Genomic DNA, 19,423 nt, shown 5'->3' with positions numbered 1-19,423 from the left:
GGAATCTCCTGAAGTCAGCGAAAGGACAGTGGCGGTAGGACGGGCGGCCAGCCGTATTCACGAGCGAGGCGGCGGACCGATTCGGCGAGAGCGCGGCCCGCGCCGCGGCCCTCGACGTGCAGTCGGGCCGGGTCGGCGTCGAGTGTGGCCCCGTGGTCGGCGGCCCACTCCAGGGCGTGCATCGCATCGGAGACGATCGCCGGATGCGGTCCGGAACGCGGGCCGTAGCGCACCGCCAACACGACGAAATCGTGTCTGCGGCACAGTCTTCGGCAGAATGCGTCGAAATCGTCCGCCGCTTCCAAGCCGCCGATCTCGAATTGCAGCAGCAGCGGCCGCGTCGGCGGGCCGGTGGGACCGGGCCAATAGACCCTGGCGCTCCGGCCTTCGACGGCGCTGCGCAGGTGCAGCTCGGCGACCCGGCACGGCGTTGGTGAGGAAGGCATGGGCCCAACGTTGGCAGCCCGGGCGTACGGCGGGGAAGGTCCGAATGCGCATGGCAGTCTTGCGAGTACGGCATGACCACGGGCGCGGTGGGTCGGCAATACTGCTCAGATGAGTTCCCAGCCGGACGAGCACGTGTCCGTCGCACCGACCCAGCTGCCCACAGCACCGGACGCTATCGAACTGCGTCACCTGCGGGCGTTCGTCACGGTGGCCGAGGAACTCAACTTCGGCCGGGCCGCCACCCGACTCTACGTTTCGCAGCCCGCCCTGAGCAGGCAGATTCGCGCGCTGGAACGACTCATCGGCTGTGATCTGCTGCGCCGCACCACCCATCAGGTGGAACTCACCCTGGCGGGCGAGGCGCTGCTGGACCGAGCCCGCCGCATCCTCGAGGCGATGGACGAGGCGGTGGTGGCGACGCGAGCGGTCGGTGGAGAACTGCTGGCTCGCATCACCCGCTACTGGGAGCTCGTCGGTGCGGCCGACCCCGAACTACACGCAATGCGTACGGCATACGAGGATCTGCACGCGCAATTCCCGGCACCGCCGGAGATCTCGATCCGGCCGGTCACCGCGGGCGGGGTGTCGAGTCTGCTGTTGACACCCGCGAGCCCCGATGCCGGGACCGTGCTCTATCTGCACGGTGGCGGCTATATAGCCGGATCCGCCTTCGGCTATCGCGCGCTCGCGGGTGCGCTGACTGTCGCGGCCAATACCACCACTCTCGTCCTCGACTACCGTCTCGCACCCGAGCACCCCTATCCGGCCGCGGTCGAGGATGCCTTGCGCGGCTACCGCTGGCTGCTGGAGTCCGGCACCGATCCCAGCCGAATCACCTTGACCGGCGATTCGGTCGGGGCCCACCTGACCCTGTGCACCTTGCTGCGGATCAGGGAGGAACAGCTGCCGATGCCCGCTGCGGCGGTATTGCTTTGTCCCAGCATCGATCTGCAATTTTCCCCGCACCCGGAGCCCGCACCCGAACCTCCGCAGACCGTCATGGTGGCCCGATTCCGTCGGCGCGTTATCGGCGACTATCTGGCCGGATATCCCGCGGACAGCCCCCTCGTGGCCCCGCTGCTGGCCGCCTTGACCGGTCTACCACCCCTACTCATCCAGGCCAGTACCGGCGATGACCGCCTGATCGACGCGCACAGGCTCGCAGATCACGCCCGCGCCCACGATGTGCCCGTCAATGTGGAGCTCTACCCCGTGGATACCCACAACTTCCACATCTTCTGGTCCTTCCTCCCCGAAGCCGCCGACGCCCTCCGCGCCGCAGGCCGCTTCATCCAAGACCACACCGACGACAATCACGCCCACCCGCGTATTCGGCCCAGCGCTTAGGTCCGTCCTACGGGCCGTCGTGTGAGTGGCTGTGCACTCACTGTCGGAGTCGGTGCAAGACTGTGCGCGAAAGCGCCTGAGCGGGTGATCGATTCATGGGTTGCCCGCGAGTTGCGGGTGTGTCGTGATCGCGCCTGGCGAACCATTGGTTCGCAGATGGGCGGGGTCCCGCGAGGTTCGCGAACCTCGTCGGATTACTTGTGCGCGAGGCGGGACTTGAACCCGCACGTCCGAGGACACCAGAACCTAAATCTGGCGCGTATGCCAATTTCGCCACTCGCGCTAACGGTACGACCGTCCAAACTTTACCGGGCCGAACGAGGATCACGAAGCACCGGGGGATCGTGGCGTACTGGTCGGTAACCCTACCAGGGACTATAACGATTTGATAAACGGCAATGTGAGGGGGCCTCATATTTCCTTCACCGGTGTAACCGGCCTCACCAGGTGGTTCAAACATGAGGGAGGGTCATGTTTCTGAACGTTCTGGTACGGGCGTGCGGAAATACTCCGGAGTAGGCATCAGGACGAAACACAAACATGAGGAGAACCTCATGATTTTGTGGAATCCTCGGCGTCTACCAGGGCCAGATGGCCGGAGGAACACCTGCGCACCGTGAGCGCGGCCCCGTCCTGTGGGGGCGGGCCGCCAGGAGAAGGAAGTCGAACGTCTTGACGATCAATGAGAGCACCGGGACCGGATCCAAGGCCAGGATGGCGCGGAAGAACCGGGAAAGTGGAGTCAGGTCGTCGCTGCTGGACCGGTTGCTGGGGGGCGTGCCGTACGCCCTCGCATTCGGCGGGCAGGGGGCGCAGTGGCTGAGCGAGCTGGAGGAGATCGGCCGCGACAGCGCGCTCGAACCCGAGCTCACGGCGCTGGTCAATGAGGCCGCGCAAATGCTGGAACCCGTTGCGGCACAGCTGCTCGTGGTGCGCCCGGTCGGCTTCGACCCGGTCGGCTGGATGCTCGAGGACGACATCACCGACGAGGACCAGGGGGAGGTGTCGGCGGCGCCGTCCGCGCAGGTACTGCGTTCCGCCGCCGTCTCCATGCCCGGCGTGTTCCTGACCCAGGTGGCCGCGCTGCGTGCGCTGCGGTTGCAGGGCCTGGACATCGTGGCGCAGCCCCCGGCCGCCGTCGTCGGACATTCGCAGGGCCGCATTGCCGCCGTCGCCGCCGAGGCGCACGGGCAGCGCGATGCCGAACTGCTCGCCCTGGCCCAGTTGATCGGTGCCGCGGCCGGTTTGGTCGCGCGTCGTCGCGGCTTGATGCCGATCGGCGAGAAGTCGCCCATGGTCGCCGTCTCCAATGTCGCCCCGGAGAAGTTGCAGGCCGTCATCGACCAGGTCTCGGCGGGCGTCGCCCCCGAGAAGGCCGCCGTGCTCTCCATTCGCAATGGCCGTCGCCGCGCCGTGTTGTCCGGCCCGATCGCGCAGCTGGATCGAGTTCGCCAGCGCTGCAGCGAGATTCATGACGAACAATCCCGCGAACGGGATACCAAGAAGCGCGGCGGTTCGGTCTTCGCGCCGGTGTTCGAGGACATCCCGGTCGAGGTCGCCTTCCACCACCCGGCGCTCGCCGACACCGTCGACATGGTCCGCGCCTGGGCCGGACAGTGCGGCCTCGATGCCGAGCTGGGGGCCGTCCTCGCGCAGGAAGTGCTGGTCGATCCCATCGACTGGGTCGCCATCGTGGACGAGACCGTCGCCGGTGGCGCGCAGTGGATCCTGGACCTCGGTCCCGGCGACCTGCTGACCCGCCTCACCTCGGGCTCGCTCAAGGGCACCGGCGTCGGCGCGCTCGCCGCCTCCACCCGCACGGGCCAGCGCAGCCTGTTCACCCCCGGTGCCGCCCCCGAGGTCGCCCCCGCGTGGGCCTCGTTCGCGCCGAAGCCGGTGCGCCTGCCCAATGGCCGCGTCGTCGTCGAGACCGCGTTCACCCGCATCACCGGCCGTTCGCCCATCCTGCTGGCGGGCATGACCCCCACCACGGTCGACGCGAAAATCGTTGCGGCCGCGGCCAATGCGGGCCACTGGGCCGAGCTGGCAGGTGGCGGTCAGGTCACCGAGCAGATCTTCGCCGACCGTGTGGAGGAGCTCAAGCAGCTGCTGCAGCCGGGTCGCGCGGTGCAGTTCAACTCGCTGTTCCTGGACCCCTACCTGTGGAAGCTCCAGCTGGGCGGCAAGCGCCTGGTGCAGAAGTCCCGTTCCGCCGGTGCGCCTTTCGACGGCGTCATCGTCACCGCCGGTATTCCGGAGCTCGAGGAAGCCGTCGCGCTGATCGAGGAGCTCACCGAGGCGGGCATCACCCACGTCGCGTTCAAGCCCGGCACCGTCGCCCAGATCCGGGCCGTGCTGCGCATTGCCGACTCGGTCCCCGGCTACCCGGTCATCATGCATATCGAGGGCGGCCGCGCCGGTGGCCACCACTCCTGGGAAGACCTCGACGACCTGCTGCTCGAGACCTATGCCGAGCTGCGCAACCGCAATAATGTGATCGTCTGCGTCGGCGGCGGCATCGGCACCCCCGAGCGCGCCACCGAATACCTCACCGGCACTTGGTCACAGACCTACGACTACCCGGTCATGCCGCTCGACGGCGTGCTGGTCGGCACCGCCGCCATGGCGACCCTCGAGGCCACCACCGCACCCGAGGTCAAGCAGCTGCTGGTCGACACCCCCGGCACCCCGGACTGGGTCGGCGCGGGCACCGCCACCGGCGGCATGGCCTCGGGCCGCAGCCAGCTCGGCGCGGACATCCACGAGATCGACAATGCCGCTTCGCGTACCGGCCGCCTGCTCGATGAGGTCGCCGGTGACGCCGAGGCCGTGGCCAAGCGCCGCGACGAGATCATCACCGCCCTGGACCGCACCGCCAAGCCGTACTTCGGCGATGTCGCCACCATGACCTACCTGGAATGGCTCGAGCGCTACGTCGAGCTCGCCGTCGGCCTCGACCGGCGCAAGGACTTCGACTGCGGCGGCGACTTCACCGACGCCATCGCCGATGCCACCAGCTCGGTGTGGCTGGACATCACCTGGCGCGACCGGTTCGCGGACATGGTGCGCCGCACCGAATCCCGCCTCAACCCGGCCGACCGCGGCGCGATCGAGACCCTGTTCGCCGACGACTCCGCCTTCGAGGCTCCGGTGCAGGCCATCTGCACGCTGAAGGAGACCTACCCGGCCGCCGCCGAGGCCATCCTGCACCCGGCCGACGTCCCGTTCTTCGTCTCGCTGTGCAAGACCCCCGGCAAGCCGGTCAACTTCGTGCCCGTCGTGGACGGCGATGTGCGCCGCTGGTGGCGCTCGGATTCGCTGTGGCAGGCGCATGATCCGCGTTACTCGGCCGATCAGGTGTGCGTCATTCCGGGCACCGTGGCCGTCGCCGGTATCACCCGCGTGGACGAGCCGGTCGGGGAACTCCTGGACCGCTTCGAACAGGACACCGCGTACTCCCTGGTGCGCTCGGGCGTCGTCCCGGCCGCCGTGGATGGTCGTCGCCGCGTCGATGTCACCTCCGGTGCGATCGATATCGTGCTCGCCGCCCCCGATGTGCAGTGGGCCGGGCGCACCGCTGTCAACCCGATCCACCGCCTCGGCGACCTGGACGAGTGGACCTTGAACGGTAAGGGTGCGATTCACCCGCCCACGGGAGCCACCCTGGCCGCCACCGAGGGGCCCGAAAACGACCACGCCTATGTGGAATTGACGGTTCCGCTGCTCGGCCGCACAGGGTCTGATTCAAAGGACGCGGTGCGGATTCGCATCACCGTTCCGGTGTCCGTCTACAACGGCGGTGCGCCGGTCGTCACCGAGGCCGATGCCGACGCCGCCATGTCGGCGCTGCTGGCCGTCGCCGCCGGTCAGTCGCTGCCCGAGGTCAAGACCGTGGACGGCGTGCAGGTCGCACACGTCAATCTGGCCTGGACCCCGGATCTGATCGCCGATCACGCCGGTGTCACCGGCTCCGGCCTGCCGGACGCGCTCAGCACCATCGGCCGCACCGTCCCCGATGTGCTCGTGGGCGCTTGCTGGCCCGCCGTTTTCGCGGTCCTGGGTTCGACCCGCACCGCCGATGCGCACAGCGTCATCGAGGGCATGCTGGACCTGGTTCACCTCGACCACCAGATCGAGCTCGTCGGCGCACTGCCGGATGGTGCGAGCGTCCTCGCGGTCCGCGCCGAAGCGGGCGAGACCCTCGACACCGACCTCGGTCGCGTGGTCGAGGTGCGGGTCCGGATCAGCGGCATGCTGGACAAGCCGGAAACCGGCATGACCATGCCCACCATCGCGCGCCTCACCGAGCGGTTCGCCATTCGCGGCCGCACCGGCGCGGCCGAGCTCACCGATCCTGCCCGCGCCGCAGGCACTTTGAGCGAGCAGGCCACCGACACCCCGCGTCGCCGCCGTCGCGATGTCACCCTGACCGCGCCGCGCGCCATGGCCGCCTTCGCGCAGGTCTCCGGCGATCACAACCCCATCCACACCAGCGAGAACGCCGCCAAGCTGGCCGGTCTGGGCAATCCGATCGTGCACGGCATGTGGCTCTCGGCCGCCACGCAGCACGCGGTATCGGCCATCGACCTGAACGACAAGGTGCCGCCGCGCACCCTGACCGCGTGGACCACCCGCTTCCTCGGCATGGTCCGCCCGGGCGCGCAGATCGATGTGCGCGTCGAGCGGGTCGCGGTGGACCAGGGCAGCGAGATCATCGAGGTCTCCTGCCGCATCGAGGGCGACCTCGTCATGACCGCAACGGGTCGCGTCGCCGCCCCGAAGACCGTGTACGCCTTCCCGGGACAGGGCATTCAGACCAAGGGGATGGGTCTGGACGCGCGCACCCGGTCCAAGGCCGCCAAGGCGATCTGGGACGACGCGGACAAGCACACCCGCGACGCGCTCGGCTTCTCCATCCTGGCCGTGGTCCGCGACAACCCGACCTACCTCAAGGCCCGGGGCGTCGAATACCGGCACCCGCAGGGCGTGCTGCACCTGACCCAGTTCACCCAGGTCGCCATGGCGACCCTCGGTGTCGCACAGGTCGCCGAACTGCGTGAGGCGGGCGCGTTCATCGAGGGCGCGATCATGGCCGGACACTCGGTCGGCGAGTACAACGCGCTGTCCGCGGTCGCCGGTGTGCTGCCGCTGCACGCGGTGCTCGAGGTGGTGTTCCAGCGCGGATCGGCCATGCACGAGCTGGTTCCGCGTGATGCGCTGGGCCGCAGCAACTTCCGGATGGCTGCCATCCGGCCCTCACAGATCAATGTGCCGGACGCCGCCGTGGTCGACTTCGTCGCCACCATCGGCGCCAAGGCCGGTGAGTTCCTCGAGGTCGTGAACCTGAACCTGCGCGGCTCGCAGTACGCCATCGCGGGCACGGTCAAGGGTCTCGAGGCCCTCGAAACCGAAATCGAGCGTCGCCGTGCCGAATTCGGTGGCAAGCGGGCGTTCGTGCTCATCCCGGGCATCGACGTGCCGTTCCACTCCACCGTGCTGCGCGCCGGTGTGCCGGAGTTCCGCACCAAGCTGGAGGGCCTGCTGCCCGCCGACCTGCACCCGGAACTCCTTGTCGGACGCTATGTTCCGAACCTGGTGCCCAAGCCGTTCACCCTGGATCGCGAATTCATCCAGGAGATCGCGGATCTGGTGCCCTCCGAGCCCCTCGCCGAGGTCCTGGCCGACTTCGAGGATTGGGCGGCCCGGCCGACCGATCTGTGCCGCGTGGTCCTGGTCGAACTCCTCGCCTGGCAGTTCGCCAGCCCGGTGCGCTGGATCGAGACCCAGGACCTGCTCTTCACCGATGCCGAGCACGGTGGCCTCGGAGTCGAGCGATTCGTCGAAATCGGTTTGGCCGCAACGCCGACCGTCGCCAACCTGGCCAGCAATACGCTGAAGCTGCCGCAGTTCTCGAACGCGGTGGTCGAGGTGCTCAATATCGAGCGTGAGTCCGGCATCGTGTACTCCACCGATACCGATCCCGCGGCGGTGGACGAGCCGGAGGAGGCTCCGGCCGAGACCGCTTCCGGCGCAACGGCTCCGGCTGCTGCCGCGCCTGCTGCGGCTCCGGCCGCCGCACCTTCCGGCGGCCCGCGTCCGGACGACATCGCGTTCGCCGCGGCCGATGCCACCCGCGTGCTCATCGCGCTGTGGACCAAGCTGCGTATGGACCAGATCGGCCCGGTGGACACCATCGAGGGCCTGTGCGACGGCGTCTCCTCGCGTCGTAACCAGCTCCTGGTCGACCTCGGCGCGGAACTCTCGCTGGGTGCCATCGACGGTGCGGCCGACGCCGATATGGGCGCGCTGTCCAATACCGTCGACCGTCTGGCCCGCACCTACAAGCCGTTCGGCTCGGTGCTCTCCGACGCCATCGGCGACCACCTGCGCAAGGTCTTCGGCCCGTCCGGCAAGCGCCCCGGCGCGATCGCCGAACGCGTCAAGAAGGTCTGGGATCTGGGCGATGGCTGGGCTTCCCATGTCACCGCGGAGGTTTCGCTCGGCACCCGTGAGGGCGCCAGCGTCCGCGGCGGAGACCTGGGCGGGCTCGTCTCCGGTGGCCTGAATGACGGTGCCGCCGTGGATGCCGCCATCGACTCCGCCGTGCAGGCCGTGGCCGCGCGCCGTGGCGTCGCGGTGTCCATGCCATCCGCCGGTGGCGGTGGCGGCGCGACCGTCGATGCCGCCGCGCTGGGCGAGTTCACCGAGCAGATCACCGGCCGCGATGGCGTGCTGGCGCAGACCGCCCGGGTGATCCTCGAGCAGCTCGGCCACGTCGAGCAGGTGTCCGCGCCGGAGGCCTCCGACGACTCCCTGATCGACCTGGTGTCCGCCGAACTCGGCACGGACTGGCCGCGACTCGTCGCACCGGCCTTCGACGCCAAGAAGGCGTTGCTCATCGATGACCGCTGGGCCTCGGCCCGTGAGGATCTCGCGCGGCTGTGGCTGGGCGACGACACCGGTATCGCCGAGCTTCCGGTCGACGGATATGTCGGTGCCGGGGAAGCCGTTGCGGTGCAGGCCAACTGGTGGCGGGAACGCGCCAAGAGCGAGGCCCGCTCCGTGCTGGCCGGACTCTACGGTCAGATCGCCGAGGCCGCGCTCAGCACCGAGGATCCCGGCGTCTGGTCCGACGATATCGCCGTGATCACCGGTGCCAGTAAGGGTTCCATCGCGGCGGCGGCCACCGGCCGACTGCTCGCGGGCGGCGCGACGGTCATCGTCACCACCTCCAAGCTGGATGACGACCGGGTCGGCTTCTACAAGCAGCTGTACCGCGAGAACGCCCGCAATGGCGCTTCCCTCTGGGTGGTGCCCGCGAATATGGCCTCCTACACCGATATCGACGCGCTCATCGACTGGGTCGGCAACGAACAGGTCGACAATGCCGGTGGCGCAAAGATTCTCGTCAAGGAGGCGATGACCCCCACCCTGCTGCTGCCGTTCGCCGCGCCGCGTGTGGCCGGTGATCTCTCCGATGCCGGTGCCCGCGCCGAAATGGAGATGCGGGTGCTGCTCTGGTCGGTGGAGCGCCTCATCGGCGGTCTGTCCAAGCTGGGCGCGGAGCACGATGTCGAAGCGAAACTGCATGTGGTGCTTCCGGGTTCGCCCAACCGCGGCATGTTCGGCGGCGACGGCGCGTACGGCGAGTCCAAGGCCGCCCTCGACGCGGTCGTCACCAAGTGGCGGGCCGAGAAGTCCTGGGCGCAGCGGGTCACCCTGGTGCACGCGCTGATCGGCTGGGTGCGCGGCACCGGCCTCATGGGCGGTAACGACCCGCTGGTCGAGGCCGTCGAGAAGGCGGGCGTGCACACCTGGTCCACCGCGCAGATGGCCGACGAGCTGCTCAAGTGGTGCACCTCGCGGGCCCGCATCGTGACCGCGGCCGGACCGCAGCAGATCGACCTCACCGGCGGGCTCGCCGGGGCCAAGCTGGATCTGCCGGAACTGGCTCGCGAAGCGCGCGAGCAGGCCGAGGCCAAGGCCGCGGAGGAGGTCGAGGACGGCCACGCCACCATCGCGGCGCTGCCCGCCCCGCCGACCCTGTCCTCCAAGCTGCCTACCCCCGAATGGGGTTCGGTGACAGCCGATCTCGACGATATGGTCGTCATCGTCGGCGCGGGCGAGCTCGGCCCCTACGGTTCCGCGCGCACCCGCTTCGAGATGGAGGTCTCCGACGAGCTGTCGGCGTCCGGCGTGCTCGAACTCGCGTGGAGCACCGGCCTGGTCACCTGGGAGAACGAGCCCAAGGCCGGTTGGTACGACACCGAATCCGGTGACTACGTGGACGAATCCGAGCTGGCCGAGCGCTACCACGACACCGTGGTGGAGCGCTGCGGCGTGCGGCGCTACGGCGACGACGGTGCCATGATCGACAATGCGGTGCCGCTGCTCACCTCGGTGTTCATCGACAAGGATCTGTCCTTCGTCGTCAATACCGAGGCCGAGGCCCGCGCCTTCTACGCCTCCAACCCCGAGCAGACCGTCATCACGCCGGTCGAGGGTTCGGGCGACTGGCAGGTGATTCGCAAGGCGGGCACCGAGATTCGCGTCCCGCGCAAGATCAAGCTGTCGCGCACCGTCGGCGGCCAGATCCCCACCGGCTGGGATCCCACCAAGTGGGGCATCTCCGCCGATATGGCCGGATCCATCGACCGCGTGGCGCTGTGGAACATCGTCTGCACCGTGGACGCGTTCCTCAGCTCCGGCTTCAGCCCGGCCGAGCTCATGAAGTGGGTGCACCCGTCACTGGTCGCCAATACGCAGGGCACCGGCATGGGCGGCATGTCCTCCATGCGCTCGCTGTACATCGACAACCTGCTCGGTGAGCCGCGCGCCAACGACATCCTTCAGGAGGCGCTGCCGAACGTCGCTCTGGCGCATGTGGTTCAGAGCTACGTCGGCTCTTACGGCGGCATGATCCACCCGGTCGCGGCCTGCGCCACGGCCGCGGTCTCGGTCGAGGAGGGCGTGGACAAGATCCGCCTCGGCAAGGCCGACCTGGTGGTGGCCGGTGGCTACGACGACCTCGGCATCGAGGGCATCGTGGGCTTCGGCGATATGTCCGCCACCGCCGACTCGGCGGTCATGTCCGCCAAGGGCATCAGCGACCGCTATTTCTCGCGGGCCAATGACCGCCGCCGTGGCGGGTTCGTCGAATCACAGGGTGGCGGAACGGTTCTGCTCGCCCGCGGCAGTGTCGCGGTCGAGATGGGCCTGCCGGTGCTGGGCGTGGTGGCCTACGCCCAGTCCTTCGCGGACGGCGTGCACACCTCGATCCCGGCCCCGGGTCTCGGTGCCCTCGGCGCGGGTCGCGGCGGGCCGGAGTCCAAGCTGGCCAAGGAGCTTCGCAAGCTCGGCGTGAGCCCGGATGAGATCGCGGTGGTGTCCAAGCACGACACCTCCACCGCCGCAAACGATCCCAACGAGTCCGAGCTGCACGAACGCCTCGCCACGGCCATCGGCCGCTCGGAAGGCGCTCCGCTGTTCGTGGTTTCGCAGAAGTCCCTCACCGGTCACGCCAAGGGCGGCGCGGCGGCCTTCCAGCTGATCGGCCTCTGCCAGGTCCTCGAGCAGGGCGTCATCCCGCCCAACCGCAGCCTCGACTGCGTGGACGAGAAGATGCGCCAGTACCCGCACCTGGTGTGGCTGCGCGAGGCGCTGAAGGTGGGAGATCGCTTCCCGCTCAAGGCCGGTCTGGTCACCTCGCTCGGCTTCGGCCACGTGTCCGGCCTGCTCGCGGTCGTGCACCCGCAGGCCTTCGTCGAGGCCCTGGATCCGGAGCAGCGCGAGTCCTACCAGCGTCGCGCCGAGGAGCGTCAGCTCGCCGGACGCCAGCGCCTCACCGAGGCCATGTGCGGTGGCGCACCCCTCTACGAGCGCCCGGCCGACCGTCGCTTCGGCGGCGACGGCACCCCCGCCAAGAAGTCCCGCCAACTCGAGGCCGACACCCTGCTCTCGCCGCAGGCTCGCCTGGGTGAGGACGCCGTGTACGTCGCGGTGCCGAAGGGCCCCGCCTGCCAGTAGCCCTAAGCGGCACAACTGAATCGCCGACCAGCGGAGCCTCCGGAAACGTAGGCTCCGCTGGTACGTTGCGAACCATTCGACTGCATCAACAGACTGCACTCACGAAGAATCGAGGAGCCCGACGCTGTGACGATCCTTGGTATCGGACTGGACTTGGTGACCATTTCCGAGTTCGCCGAACAACTGGAACGCACCGGAACCACCATGCTCCGGGAGAGTTTCACCGCCGGAGAGCGGCGGTATTGCCAGAGCAAGGGCACCGATCCGGCTCGCAGCTACGCCACCCGGTGGGCGGCGAAAGAGGCTGTGATCAAGGCGTGGGCGTCATCTCGCTTCGCTCGTAGCCCGCAGATCGGGGACAACCCGTATCCGCTCATCGAGGTGGTGAATGACGCCTGGGGGCGGCCCAGCATCAAATTGCACGGCCTCGCAGCCGAATTCCTGCCCCGGGTGCGAGTTCACCTGTCGCTCACGCACGATGGCGATACGGCGGCCGCCATGGTGGTGCTGGAAGATCCGGGCGAACTAGCCGACCTGATTCAGGGTTAGTTGGTATCCGGTTCGAAGGTCGTTCGCTGACCGCCGGAGCGGGATTCCTTTTCGGCGATCAGCAGATACGCGACCATCAGGCGCTTGAGTTCGGAGACCGCGTCCTCGTGGCTGAGGCCGTCCTGGACCGAGAAATTCAGCATCGAGTAGACGACATGCACCAGCACCTGCGCCATCATCGAGCGACGGCCGCGGGGGGTGCGGGGCATGAGCGGGCGCAGCATTTGCGCTACGGCCTCGGCGAATTCCTTCTCGTGGATGGCGCCGGTGGCCCGCGTGGAGGGGGTGGACTGCATGGCCAGCCACACCTCGCGGCGGGACGGGTCGGTCATCCACAGGTCGGCCAGATGGTCCACCAGCGCGGTCATATGCCGCAGCCAGTCCATGGACGGGATCTCGCCGTGGAAGTCGGCCAGCTCCTGCGAAACCGCCACCAGGTCTTGCCGATTCAGTTCGCAGACGATCACGTATTTATTGGCGAAGAACTGGTAGAGGGTGCCGATCGGCACCTCCGCGCGGGCGGCGACTTCCTCACAGGTGAAGGATTCGAAACCGACCTCGACGAGTAATTCGCGGGAGGACTGCAGCAGGGCGTCGAACTTTCTTTTGCTCCGGTCCTGCGTCGGGCGGCGACGGGGCATGAGTTCTTGCGGGTCGTCCTGCAACTCCAACGCAGGGTCCGGTCGTCGCGTCGACCTGGCTCCCGTGCGTGCATCCACGTTCAAAAGCCTACTGGTAGCGACACGCGGATGACACGCTGCGGTACTTCGTGTGTCCCCATGTCGTGGCGGGATCGCACCAATCCGCACCGGGAGCGGCGACGAACCTTCATCGCAGCTGCTTCTCGGCTGTGCGTATCGGGGGCTCTAAATCTGACAGCACGACGACGTTGGAAGGCTGATCTGTGGTTGCTTCTGCTGTTGTTCGTTCCGCGGTGACCATCGGTGTCGCCACCGAGCGCGGCACGGTACGCGCCGTGGCGCTCACCGACTCCGGAGACAAGCTGCCCGAGCGGGTGGTGCTGGAACGGGTGGAGAAGGTCACCGGTGAGACGAAGGCGGATCTGGCCGCCGCCGTCGAATCGGTGCTGGAGGGTATTGCCGACAAGATCGGGCCGGATCGCGAGATCGTGGGCGCGGCCGTCGCCTATCGCGATTCCGCCGAGCGGCGCGCCATTGTCACCCGGCTGGCGTCCGGGCCGTGGCATGAGGCCTCGCTGGTGTCGGCCAAGTCCGCGCATCTGGCCGTGGCCCGCGCCATGACCTGGGTGGACGAGTTCGAGGATCTGGCCATCTGCGAGGTGGTGCCCGGTTTCCAGGCGTTCTCGCTCATCGATCCGGACCGCACCCGGGTGCTGGCCGCCGTCACCCTGAATGGCGGCGCGACCACCGAGGAGTCCATGCGCGCGGCCGTCACCGCGGCCTGGGATCAGTTCGACGCGGCCGGGGTCAAGCCCGATGCCGTGGTGCTGATCGGTTCCGCCGCAAGCGAATCCGCCGTGGTGGCGGCGCTGGAGTCCGGCTTCGGCGCACCTGTCATCCCATGCAAGATATCTGCCGCGGCCCCGGCCATCGGTGCGGCCCTCGCGGCTCTGCCGGAAACCGAGTACGCGGGTGAGGCGGCGGATCGGATTCGCCGGGCGCGCGGCACCGCGGCCCTGTTCGCGGCGGCCAGCGTGCTGGCGGGCGGGCTGGTGGCGGGCGGCGTCTATGCGGCCAGCAATAGCTCGAAGGCCGTGCCCGAGCCCATGCTCACCGATGCCCGCGTCTCCGCCGACGCGCCGCATACCGGCGGTGCCGAGCATCCGATCGGCGATACCGGTTCCGCGACTTCGGAGACGGGTCCGGCCGAAGGTGTGGACGGCGTCCCCGGTACGACTCCGACCGATGCGGGCGCGCCCTTGTCGGATCAGCCCGTGCCCGGGGTTGTTCCCGAACCCGATGTGGTCACCGTCGATCCGGCCATGCTCAATTGGGGTCCCAGCAGGCGCCCGGCCAAGCCGTTGATCAAGGCCCAGCCGGATCCGGAGACCGGCACCGCCAACTCGGATTCTATTATCCCGGCCCCCACCCATCCGGTCGGAGCCCCGAGTGAATCCGGCCTCTTCCCAGGCGAACTCGCCCCACCCCCGCTAGGAACCCCGGAATTCTCCAAGTGGTGGGACGAGCACTGGCACATGATGCTCCAGTGGGCGACCCAGCTCCTCCCGCGCGTGTAGCCGGAACCCCGGAGGCACTTGCACCGGACGGCTGAGCGGAGCCGCGTCGGAGGCGGCTCGGCACGGCATATCGCGGACTTCTGCCCAGCGGACTTCTGCGTGGGTGCGGAAGTTGCGCTGCGGATAATCGCGATGACGCAGCCGTCTGAATGAGGGTGAGGGAGCCTTGGTGGCGGCGATACGTTGGGTTCGCCGCCCTCAGTGCTCCCTCACCGCCGGTGCTTTCTCACTGATGTGTCAGACCGACAGGTCGCGGCGCAGCTTCGCCACGTGGCCGGTGGCGCGCACGTTGTATTGGGCGACCTCGATGGTGCCCTTCTCGTCCACCAGGAAGGTGGAGCGGATGACGCCGGTGACGGTCTTGCCGTACATCGTCTTCTCGCCGAAGGCGCCGTAGGCCTGGAGGACTTCCTTCTCCGGGTCCGACAGCAGCGGGAAGGTCAGCTGCTCGTTATCGCGGAACTTGGCGAGCTTGGCGGGCTTGTCGGGGGAGATGCCGATGACCTCGATGCCATTGCCTTCGAGTTCGGCCAGGTTGTCGCGGAAATCGCAGGCCTGTTTGGTGCAGCCGGGGGTGCTGGCGGCGGGGTAGAAGTAGACGATCACCTTGCGGCCGCGGTAGTCGGACAGCGACACGTTCTTGCCGTCGGCGTCGGGGAGAGTGAAGGCGGGGGCGGGGTCGCCGGGACTGAGTCGGTGGTTCTCGGTCATGCCGACACCGTAGTAGACGGGTCCGACCGGCCGCGGGCGATACACTCCGAGGCAGGCGACAATGCCGCCTTCGAGCGGCTTCCAGACAGGAGTGGGACGTGGCGAGAGATACCGAGGCGATCGAGCGCGAGATCGAGGCTGCGCGGCACCGGCTCGCGAGCACCCTCGACGAGCTGGCGGTGCGCGCCGACCCGCAGCGGCTGGCCGACAACACCAAGCACGCGATCATCGCGAAGGTGAACGAGCCGAAGATCAAGTACAGCCTGATCGGCGCGGGCGTAGTCGTCGTAGCGCTGACGCTGATCAAGATCTTCCGCTAAGCAAGAGAACCCAACTCTCGGGACTCTCAGGGGCTTCGCCCCCGAACCCCTTAGGGACTGTGGGGGCTTCGTCCCCACGCCCGCCGGGTGGGAGAAACCGTTGACGCGGAGTCTCAGGGCTTCGCCCCTGAACCCCCTCGAGACTGCGGGGCTTCGCTCAGACCCGAGAGATCGCTGAACAAGACTTGCGGCCCCGGTCCTTATGGACCGGGGCCGCAAGTCTTCGGTATCAACCTGCTATCGCGGGGCCGTCGCCCCGTGAGCGAATTACACCGTGGGGCAGGCGAATCCGTCGCCGTCGGGGTCCAGGTGCGGGCCGTAGCCGGGCTCGCCGCGGAACAGGGGGGCGTGACCGGCGGCGCGCGCCTCGTCACAGTTCTTGTAGGAACCGCCGGCGGAACCGGTTTGGGCCAGGTTTGCCGAACCGGTGGCGCCGGAGCCCGTATCGATGGTGGACGAGCCGGTGCCGGAGGATCCGGTGGGGACGTCGGCGAGGGCGAGAGCGGTGGGGGCTGCGAGGGTCGTCAGTCCCGCGACGCTGGCGGTGACGAGAAGCCGGCGAACGTTCATGTATTCCTCAATGTCGGCGCAATAGGTTGGTAGCGGCCCGGTTCGGCGCGGAACGCCACCGCTGCCGCAGGGGCGGCACAGTGGCCGGTCCGGGTCCGGCGTCTACAGTTGCGGCGAAACGTTGCATTGTCAACCGGATGAGCTATCTATCGAGGTAATTGGCGGTAATCAACAACTGTCTCAGCCGCGAATCGCGAAGATGTTGCGCCGGAACGTGTCCCATTGATCCCGCTTGGGAATATTCGACGGCGGCCTGATCTTCCAGCGCGTATTCATGACGAACGCTTCGTACTGTACGACAGGTTCCCGAAGGACTCATTCGCGTGGTTGGTGTCCGTGTCAACCAAGCGTCGGTAGGATATGAACCATGACCCGCTGGCTGAACGACGAGGAACAGACGACCTGGCAGGCATTCATCCGCATGCGGCAACGCCTCGAAGCCGCGCTCGCCGCCGGGCTCACTCAGGACGGTCTGTCGATGTCGGATTATGAGGTGCTCGTCGCCCTGTCGTCGGCGGGCGGCCAGCTCCGCGCCAAGGAACTCGGCGCGGAAATCTGCTGGGACAAGAGCCGACTCTCCAAGCATCTGTCCCGCATGGCCGCCCGCGGCCTGGTCGATCGCTGCCAGGCCGCCGACGATGCCCGCGGCCGCGAGGTGCGCCTCACCGACGCCGGGCGGCAGGCCCTGGAAACCGCCGCACCCAATCACGTGGAGCTGGTGCGGCGGCTGCTCGTCGATGATATGACCCCCGTCGAGGCCGCGGCCTTGCGCTCGCTGGCCGCCAAGGTGGTCGCGGAGGTCGAACGCACGGACGTCCCGGGTATGGGCTAGCTTTCGGGCTCTTCGGCCTTGGGCCGCTCGAACTGCGCGCGCTTCCAGTCGCCGAAGGGTTCGTCGCGTTCGCGCACGGCCTCCCGGAAACCGGCTGTGGCGGCGCGCAATTGGAAGGCGTACCCCTCGCGGGTGTGCCGCGAGATGCCGTCGAACACCGTGCTGATCATCCCGGAATTCGCGACGCCCTGCTGCAGCAGCGCGCTATTGAGCGCCAGCTTCGCCATGATCAGCTGATTGATCGGCACCTTCGAAATGCGTTGCAGCAGATCCTCGGTGCGCTCATCCAGCTCATCGGCGGGCGGTGCCTCGATGGCCAGCCCCCACTCGGCGGCCTGCTTGCCGCTGAGGCTGTCGCCGGTGAACAGCAGTCGCTTGGCCCGCTGATCGCCGACCCGGTGCGCCCACATGCCCGCCGCCGGAATGCCCCAGGTGCGGGTGGGCGGGTAGCCGAAGCGCGCATCGTCGGCGCAGATGATCTGGTCGGCGTACAGCGCGATATCGGTGCCGCCCGCGATGGCGAAGCCGTGCACCTTCGCCACGGTCGGCTTATTGGCGTGCAGCAGGCTGGAGAAGCCGCGATTGAAGCGCGACATCATGGCGTAGTCGACTATGGGATCCCAAGTGCCCCAGGGATTGTGATTGCGCGCCTGCACCGTGGGATCGAGCACGGTACCTTCGGTGGGCTGCTCTCCCTCGGTGGGTGTGAAGCTATTCTCCGCGAAGATCGACAGGTCGTACCCGCCGCAGAATCCCTTCCCGCGCCCGCTCACCACGATCACATGCACCCGCGGATCCAGATCCGCGCGCTCCACCGCCGCCGCCAGCTCGATCGGCGTATCGGAGGTGATGGCATTGCCGCGCTCGGGCCGATTGAAGGTGATTCGCGCGATCCGCCCGGTCACCTCGTAAGTCAGTGTGCGCCCGGAGAATCCGCTCTCCGGCTCCGCCCGCCCCGCGAACAGCGAGTCGTCCCCGCCGGTCAGATCATCGCGCCAGGCGGCCGGTCGCGTCCCGGCATGGTTCTCGTAATCAGGTGACACACCAAGAAGTGAACCCCCGTTCATTTCTTGCGTCAAGAGCCTCGCCGGGCCGTGTTCAGCTGTGCCAGGGCTTGACGGGCGGCTTCACCCAGAGAATCTTCTCGTCGGCATGCGTGCGCCGCGCGGCGGGATGCTCCGGATGACGGGCCGCCCACGCGTCCTTCTCGTCCAGCAGCCGGGCCACCACGGTCCAGGTCTCGTCGGTGCTCGGCGGATTCGTATCGGCCGCCCGCGCCAGCTTGCGCTGCTGCGCCAGGGGCATGTCCAGCAACTCGGCCCCGGTGATCCCGCGCGACCAGACGTATCCCGCCAGCCGCTTCGCCTTCTCCTCGCGACTGCGGCTGGCGTGATCGGAGTGCGCGTAGTCGGCCATATCGCAACCCCGCAGGTAGAGGACTTCTGTCTGGCCCGACCCTACCGCAGCGCCGAATCCGCGGTCTGCCTCAACTCCCGGCAGCGGCGGGCAGCGGGCGGCTACGGTGGATTCATGCCGGATGCCGTAGGCCAGCTCATTGTCAGCACCGCCACGCAAGCGGAATGGTCCACCGTCACCGAGTGGGCGGCCGATGAGGGATGGAGCCCGGGGGAGCGCGATGTCACCGCGTTTTTCGCGCAGGATCCGGAGGGTTTCCTGTTGGGGCGGCTCGATGGCGAGCCTGTCTCCGCGGTCTCGGTGGTCAATTACGGGGCCGAATTCGCTTTCCTGGGTTTCTATCTCGTGCGCCCCGACCTGCGCGGCCATGGGTTCGGCCTGGCGACCTGGCAGGCCGGGCTGCGGCACGGGGGTGACCGGGTGGTCGGCTTGGATGGCGTCGTGGACCAGCAGGACAATTACCGCCGTAGCGGCTTCGAACTCGCCTATCGCACAGCACGATTCACCGGTGCGCCGCAACTTCCACCGCCCGATGGCACCGTGCGGCCGTTGTCCCCGGCGGACCTGCGCGTTTTGCATGCCTACGACTCCTCCTGTGTCCCAGCGGATCGCCCTGCCCTGCTGAACTCCTGGCTTGCCCTCCCCGAACGCCTGACCGTCGTGCGGATCGTCGACGGTGAGTTCACCGGCTACGGAACCATCCGTCCCGCAAGGGATTCCCTGCGTATCGGCCCGCTCTTCGCGAACAGCGCCGAGGACGCGCGGCAGATCCTGGCGGCGCTTGTGGAACAGACGGGTGCGAAACCCCTGGCGATTGACGTGCCCCTGAACAATGCGGACGCCGTGAGACTGGCGGAGGAGGCGGGCCTGACACCGAGCTTCGAGACGGCGCGAATGTACACCGGCCGCACCCGAAGCCATACCGGGGAAAGGGTTTTCGGGGTGACCTCGCTCGAACTCGGCTGAGCGCCTACAGCGGCCGGGGCA

General features: G+C 68.2%; 13 protein-coding genes and 1 tRNA gene. 7 read left to right on the top strand and 7 right to left on the bottom strand.

What is annotated here, in order from left to right; genetic code table 11:
* Window positions 1-14: 14 nt before the first annotated feature.
* The gene (locus AB0N05_RS35785) at window positions 15-446 is read right to left on the bottom strand and encodes an alpha/beta hydrolase fold domain-containing protein (RefSeq protein ID WP_364702630.1); all 432 of its coding nucleotides are present in this window, start codon (window positions 444-446) and stop codon (window positions 15-17) included.
* 109 nt (window positions 447-555) lie between these two features.
* Here AB0N05_RS35785 and AB0N05_RS35780 point away from each other — a divergent pair, with 109 nt between their 5' ends.
* Complete coding sequence (locus tag AB0N05_RS35780) at window positions 556-1,794, top strand: alpha/beta hydrolase fold domain-containing protein (RefSeq protein WP_364702627.1); 1,239 nt, start codon at window positions 556-558, stop codon at window positions 1,792-1,794.
* Window positions 1,795-1,995: 201 nt separating this feature from the next.
* Here AB0N05_RS35780 and AB0N05_RS35775 read toward each other — a convergent pair.
* Window positions 1,996-2,077 (bottom strand) — tRNA-Leu (locus tag AB0N05_RS35775).
* Window positions 2,078-2,466: 389 nt separating this feature from the next.
* On the opposite strand from AB0N05_RS35775, the gene AB0N05_RS35770 reads away from it, so the two are divergent.
* Window positions 2,467-11,820 (top strand): fatty acid synthase subunit beta domain-containing protein, encoded by a 9,354-nt coding sequence (locus AB0N05_RS35770; protein WP_364702624.1) that lies wholly within the window; start codon window positions 2,467-2,469, stop codon window positions 11,818-11,820.
* 126 nt (window positions 11,821-11,946) lie between these two features.
* Complete coding sequence (locus tag AB0N05_RS35765) at window positions 11,947-12,369, top strand: holo-ACP synthase (protein ID WP_364702622.1); 423 nt, start codon at window positions 11,947-11,949, stop codon at window positions 12,367-12,369.
* Here the strand turns inward: AB0N05_RS35765 and AB0N05_RS35760 are convergent.
* Complete coding sequence (locus tag AB0N05_RS35760; protein WP_364703226.1) at window positions 12,366-13,010, bottom strand: TetR/AcrR family transcriptional regulator; 645 nt, start codon at window positions 13,008-13,010, stop codon at window positions 12,366-12,368. The genes AB0N05_RS35765 and AB0N05_RS35760 overlap by 4 nt on opposite strands.
* Before the next feature lie 293 nt (window positions 13,011-13,303).
* On the opposite strand from AB0N05_RS35760, the gene AB0N05_RS35755 reads away from it, so the two are divergent.
* Window positions 13,304-14,587 carry a hypothetical protein gene (locus tag AB0N05_RS35755; RefSeq protein ID WP_364702620.1) on the top strand — a complete coding sequence of 428 codons (1,284 nt, stop codon included), beginning with the start codon at window positions 13,304-13,306 and terminating at the stop codon, window positions 14,585-14,587.
* A 237-nt stretch (window positions 14,588-14,824) separates the two neighbouring features.
* Here the strand turns inward: AB0N05_RS35755 and bcp are convergent, their stop codons facing one another.
* Complete coding sequence (gene bcp / locus AB0N05_RS35750) at window positions 14,825-15,298, bottom strand: thioredoxin-dependent thiol peroxidase (protein WP_364702618.1); 474 nt, start codon at window positions 15,296-15,298, stop codon at window positions 14,825-14,827.
* Window positions 15,299-15,396: 98 nt separating this feature from the next.
* Here bcp and AB0N05_RS35745 point away from each other — a divergent pair, with 98 nt between their 5' ends.
* On the top strand, window positions 15,397-15,618 hold the full coding sequence (locus AB0N05_RS35745) for a DUF3618 domain-containing protein (protein WP_364702615.1): 222 nt from the start codon (window positions 15,397-15,399) through the stop codon (window positions 15,616-15,618).
* A 267-nt stretch (window positions 15,619-15,885) separates the two neighbouring features.
* On the opposite strand, the gene AB0N05_RS35740 is transcribed toward AB0N05_RS35745, so the two are convergent.
* On the bottom strand, window positions 15,886-16,188 hold the full coding sequence (locus AB0N05_RS35740; RefSeq protein WP_364702612.1) for an excalibur calcium-binding domain-containing protein: 303 nt from the start codon (window positions 16,186-16,188) through the stop codon (window positions 15,886-15,888).
* 367 nt (window positions 16,189-16,555) lie between these two features.
* On the opposite strand from AB0N05_RS35740, the gene AB0N05_RS35735 reads away from it, so the two are divergent.
* Window positions 16,556-17,020 carry a MarR family winged helix-turn-helix transcriptional regulator gene (locus AB0N05_RS35735; RefSeq protein WP_364702610.1) on the top strand — a complete coding sequence of 155 codons (465 nt, stop codon included), beginning with the start codon at window positions 16,556-16,558 and terminating at the stop codon, window positions 17,018-17,020.
* Here the strand turns inward: AB0N05_RS35735 and AB0N05_RS35730 are convergent.
* Window positions 17,017-18,063: a crotonase/enoyl-CoA hydratase family protein gene (locus AB0N05_RS35730; protein ID WP_364702607.1), complete on the bottom strand. Its 1,047-nt coding sequence runs from the start codon at window positions 18,061-18,063 to the stop codon at window positions 17,017-17,019. The two genes, AB0N05_RS35735 and AB0N05_RS35730, sit on opposite strands and share 4 nt — an antisense overlap.
* 55 nt (window positions 18,064-18,118) lie before the next feature.
* Window positions 18,119-18,436: a hypothetical protein gene (locus AB0N05_RS35725; RefSeq protein ID WP_364702604.1), complete on the bottom strand. Its 318-nt coding sequence runs from the start codon at window positions 18,434-18,436 to the stop codon at window positions 18,119-18,121.
* A 114-nt stretch (window positions 18,437-18,550) separates the two neighbouring features.
* Between AB0N05_RS35725 and AB0N05_RS35720 the strand changes: the two genes are divergently transcribed.
* A complete protein-coding gene (locus tag AB0N05_RS35720; protein ID WP_364702601.1) occupies window positions 18,551-19,402 on the top strand; it encodes a GNAT family N-acetyltransferase in 852 nt (283 codons plus the stop codon).
* Window positions 19,403-19,423: the final 21 nt, after the last annotated feature.

This window comes from Nocardia sp. NPDC051030 (assembly GCF_040683015.1).
Lineage (GTDB): Bacteria > Actinomycetota > Actinomycetes > Mycobacteriales > Mycobacteriaceae > Nocardia.
This window is presented reverse-complemented; position numbering and strand designations above follow the sequence as displayed.

What these genes read in the sequence shown, in the direction of transcription:
- bcp (WP_364702618.1), bottom strand. Translation starts at nt 15,298, where the DNA reads ATGACCGAGAACCACCGACTCAGTCCCGGCGACCCCGCCCCCGCCTTC.
- AB0N05_RS35760 (WP_364703226.1), bottom strand. Translation starts at nt 13,010, where the DNA reads ATGCCCCGTCGCCGCCCGACGCAGGACCGGAGCAAAAGAAAGTTCGAC.
- AB0N05_RS35780 (WP_364702627.1), top strand. Translation starts at nt 556, where the DNA reads ATGAGTTCCCAGCCGGACGAGCACGTGTCCGTCGCACCGACCCAGCTG.
- AB0N05_RS35725 (WP_364702604.1), bottom strand. Translation starts at nt 18,436, where the DNA reads ATGGCCGACTACGCGCACTCCGATCACGCCAGCCGCAGTCGCGAGGAG.
- AB0N05_RS35735 (WP_364702610.1), top strand. Translation starts at nt 16,556, where the DNA reads ATGACCCGCTGGCTGAACGACGAGGAACAGACGACCTGGCAGGCATTC.
- AB0N05_RS35720 (WP_364702601.1), top strand. Translation starts at nt 18,551, where the DNA reads ATGCCGGATGCCGTAGGCCAGCTCATTGTCAGCACCGCCACGCAAGCG.
- AB0N05_RS35740 (WP_364702612.1), bottom strand. Translation starts at nt 16,188, where the DNA reads ATGAACGTTCGCCGGCTTCTCGTCACCGCCAGCGTCGCGGGACTGACG.
- AB0N05_RS35785 (WP_364702630.1), bottom strand. Translation starts at nt 446, where the DNA reads ATGCCTTCCTCACCAACGCCGTGCCGGGTCGCCGAGCTGCACCTGCGC.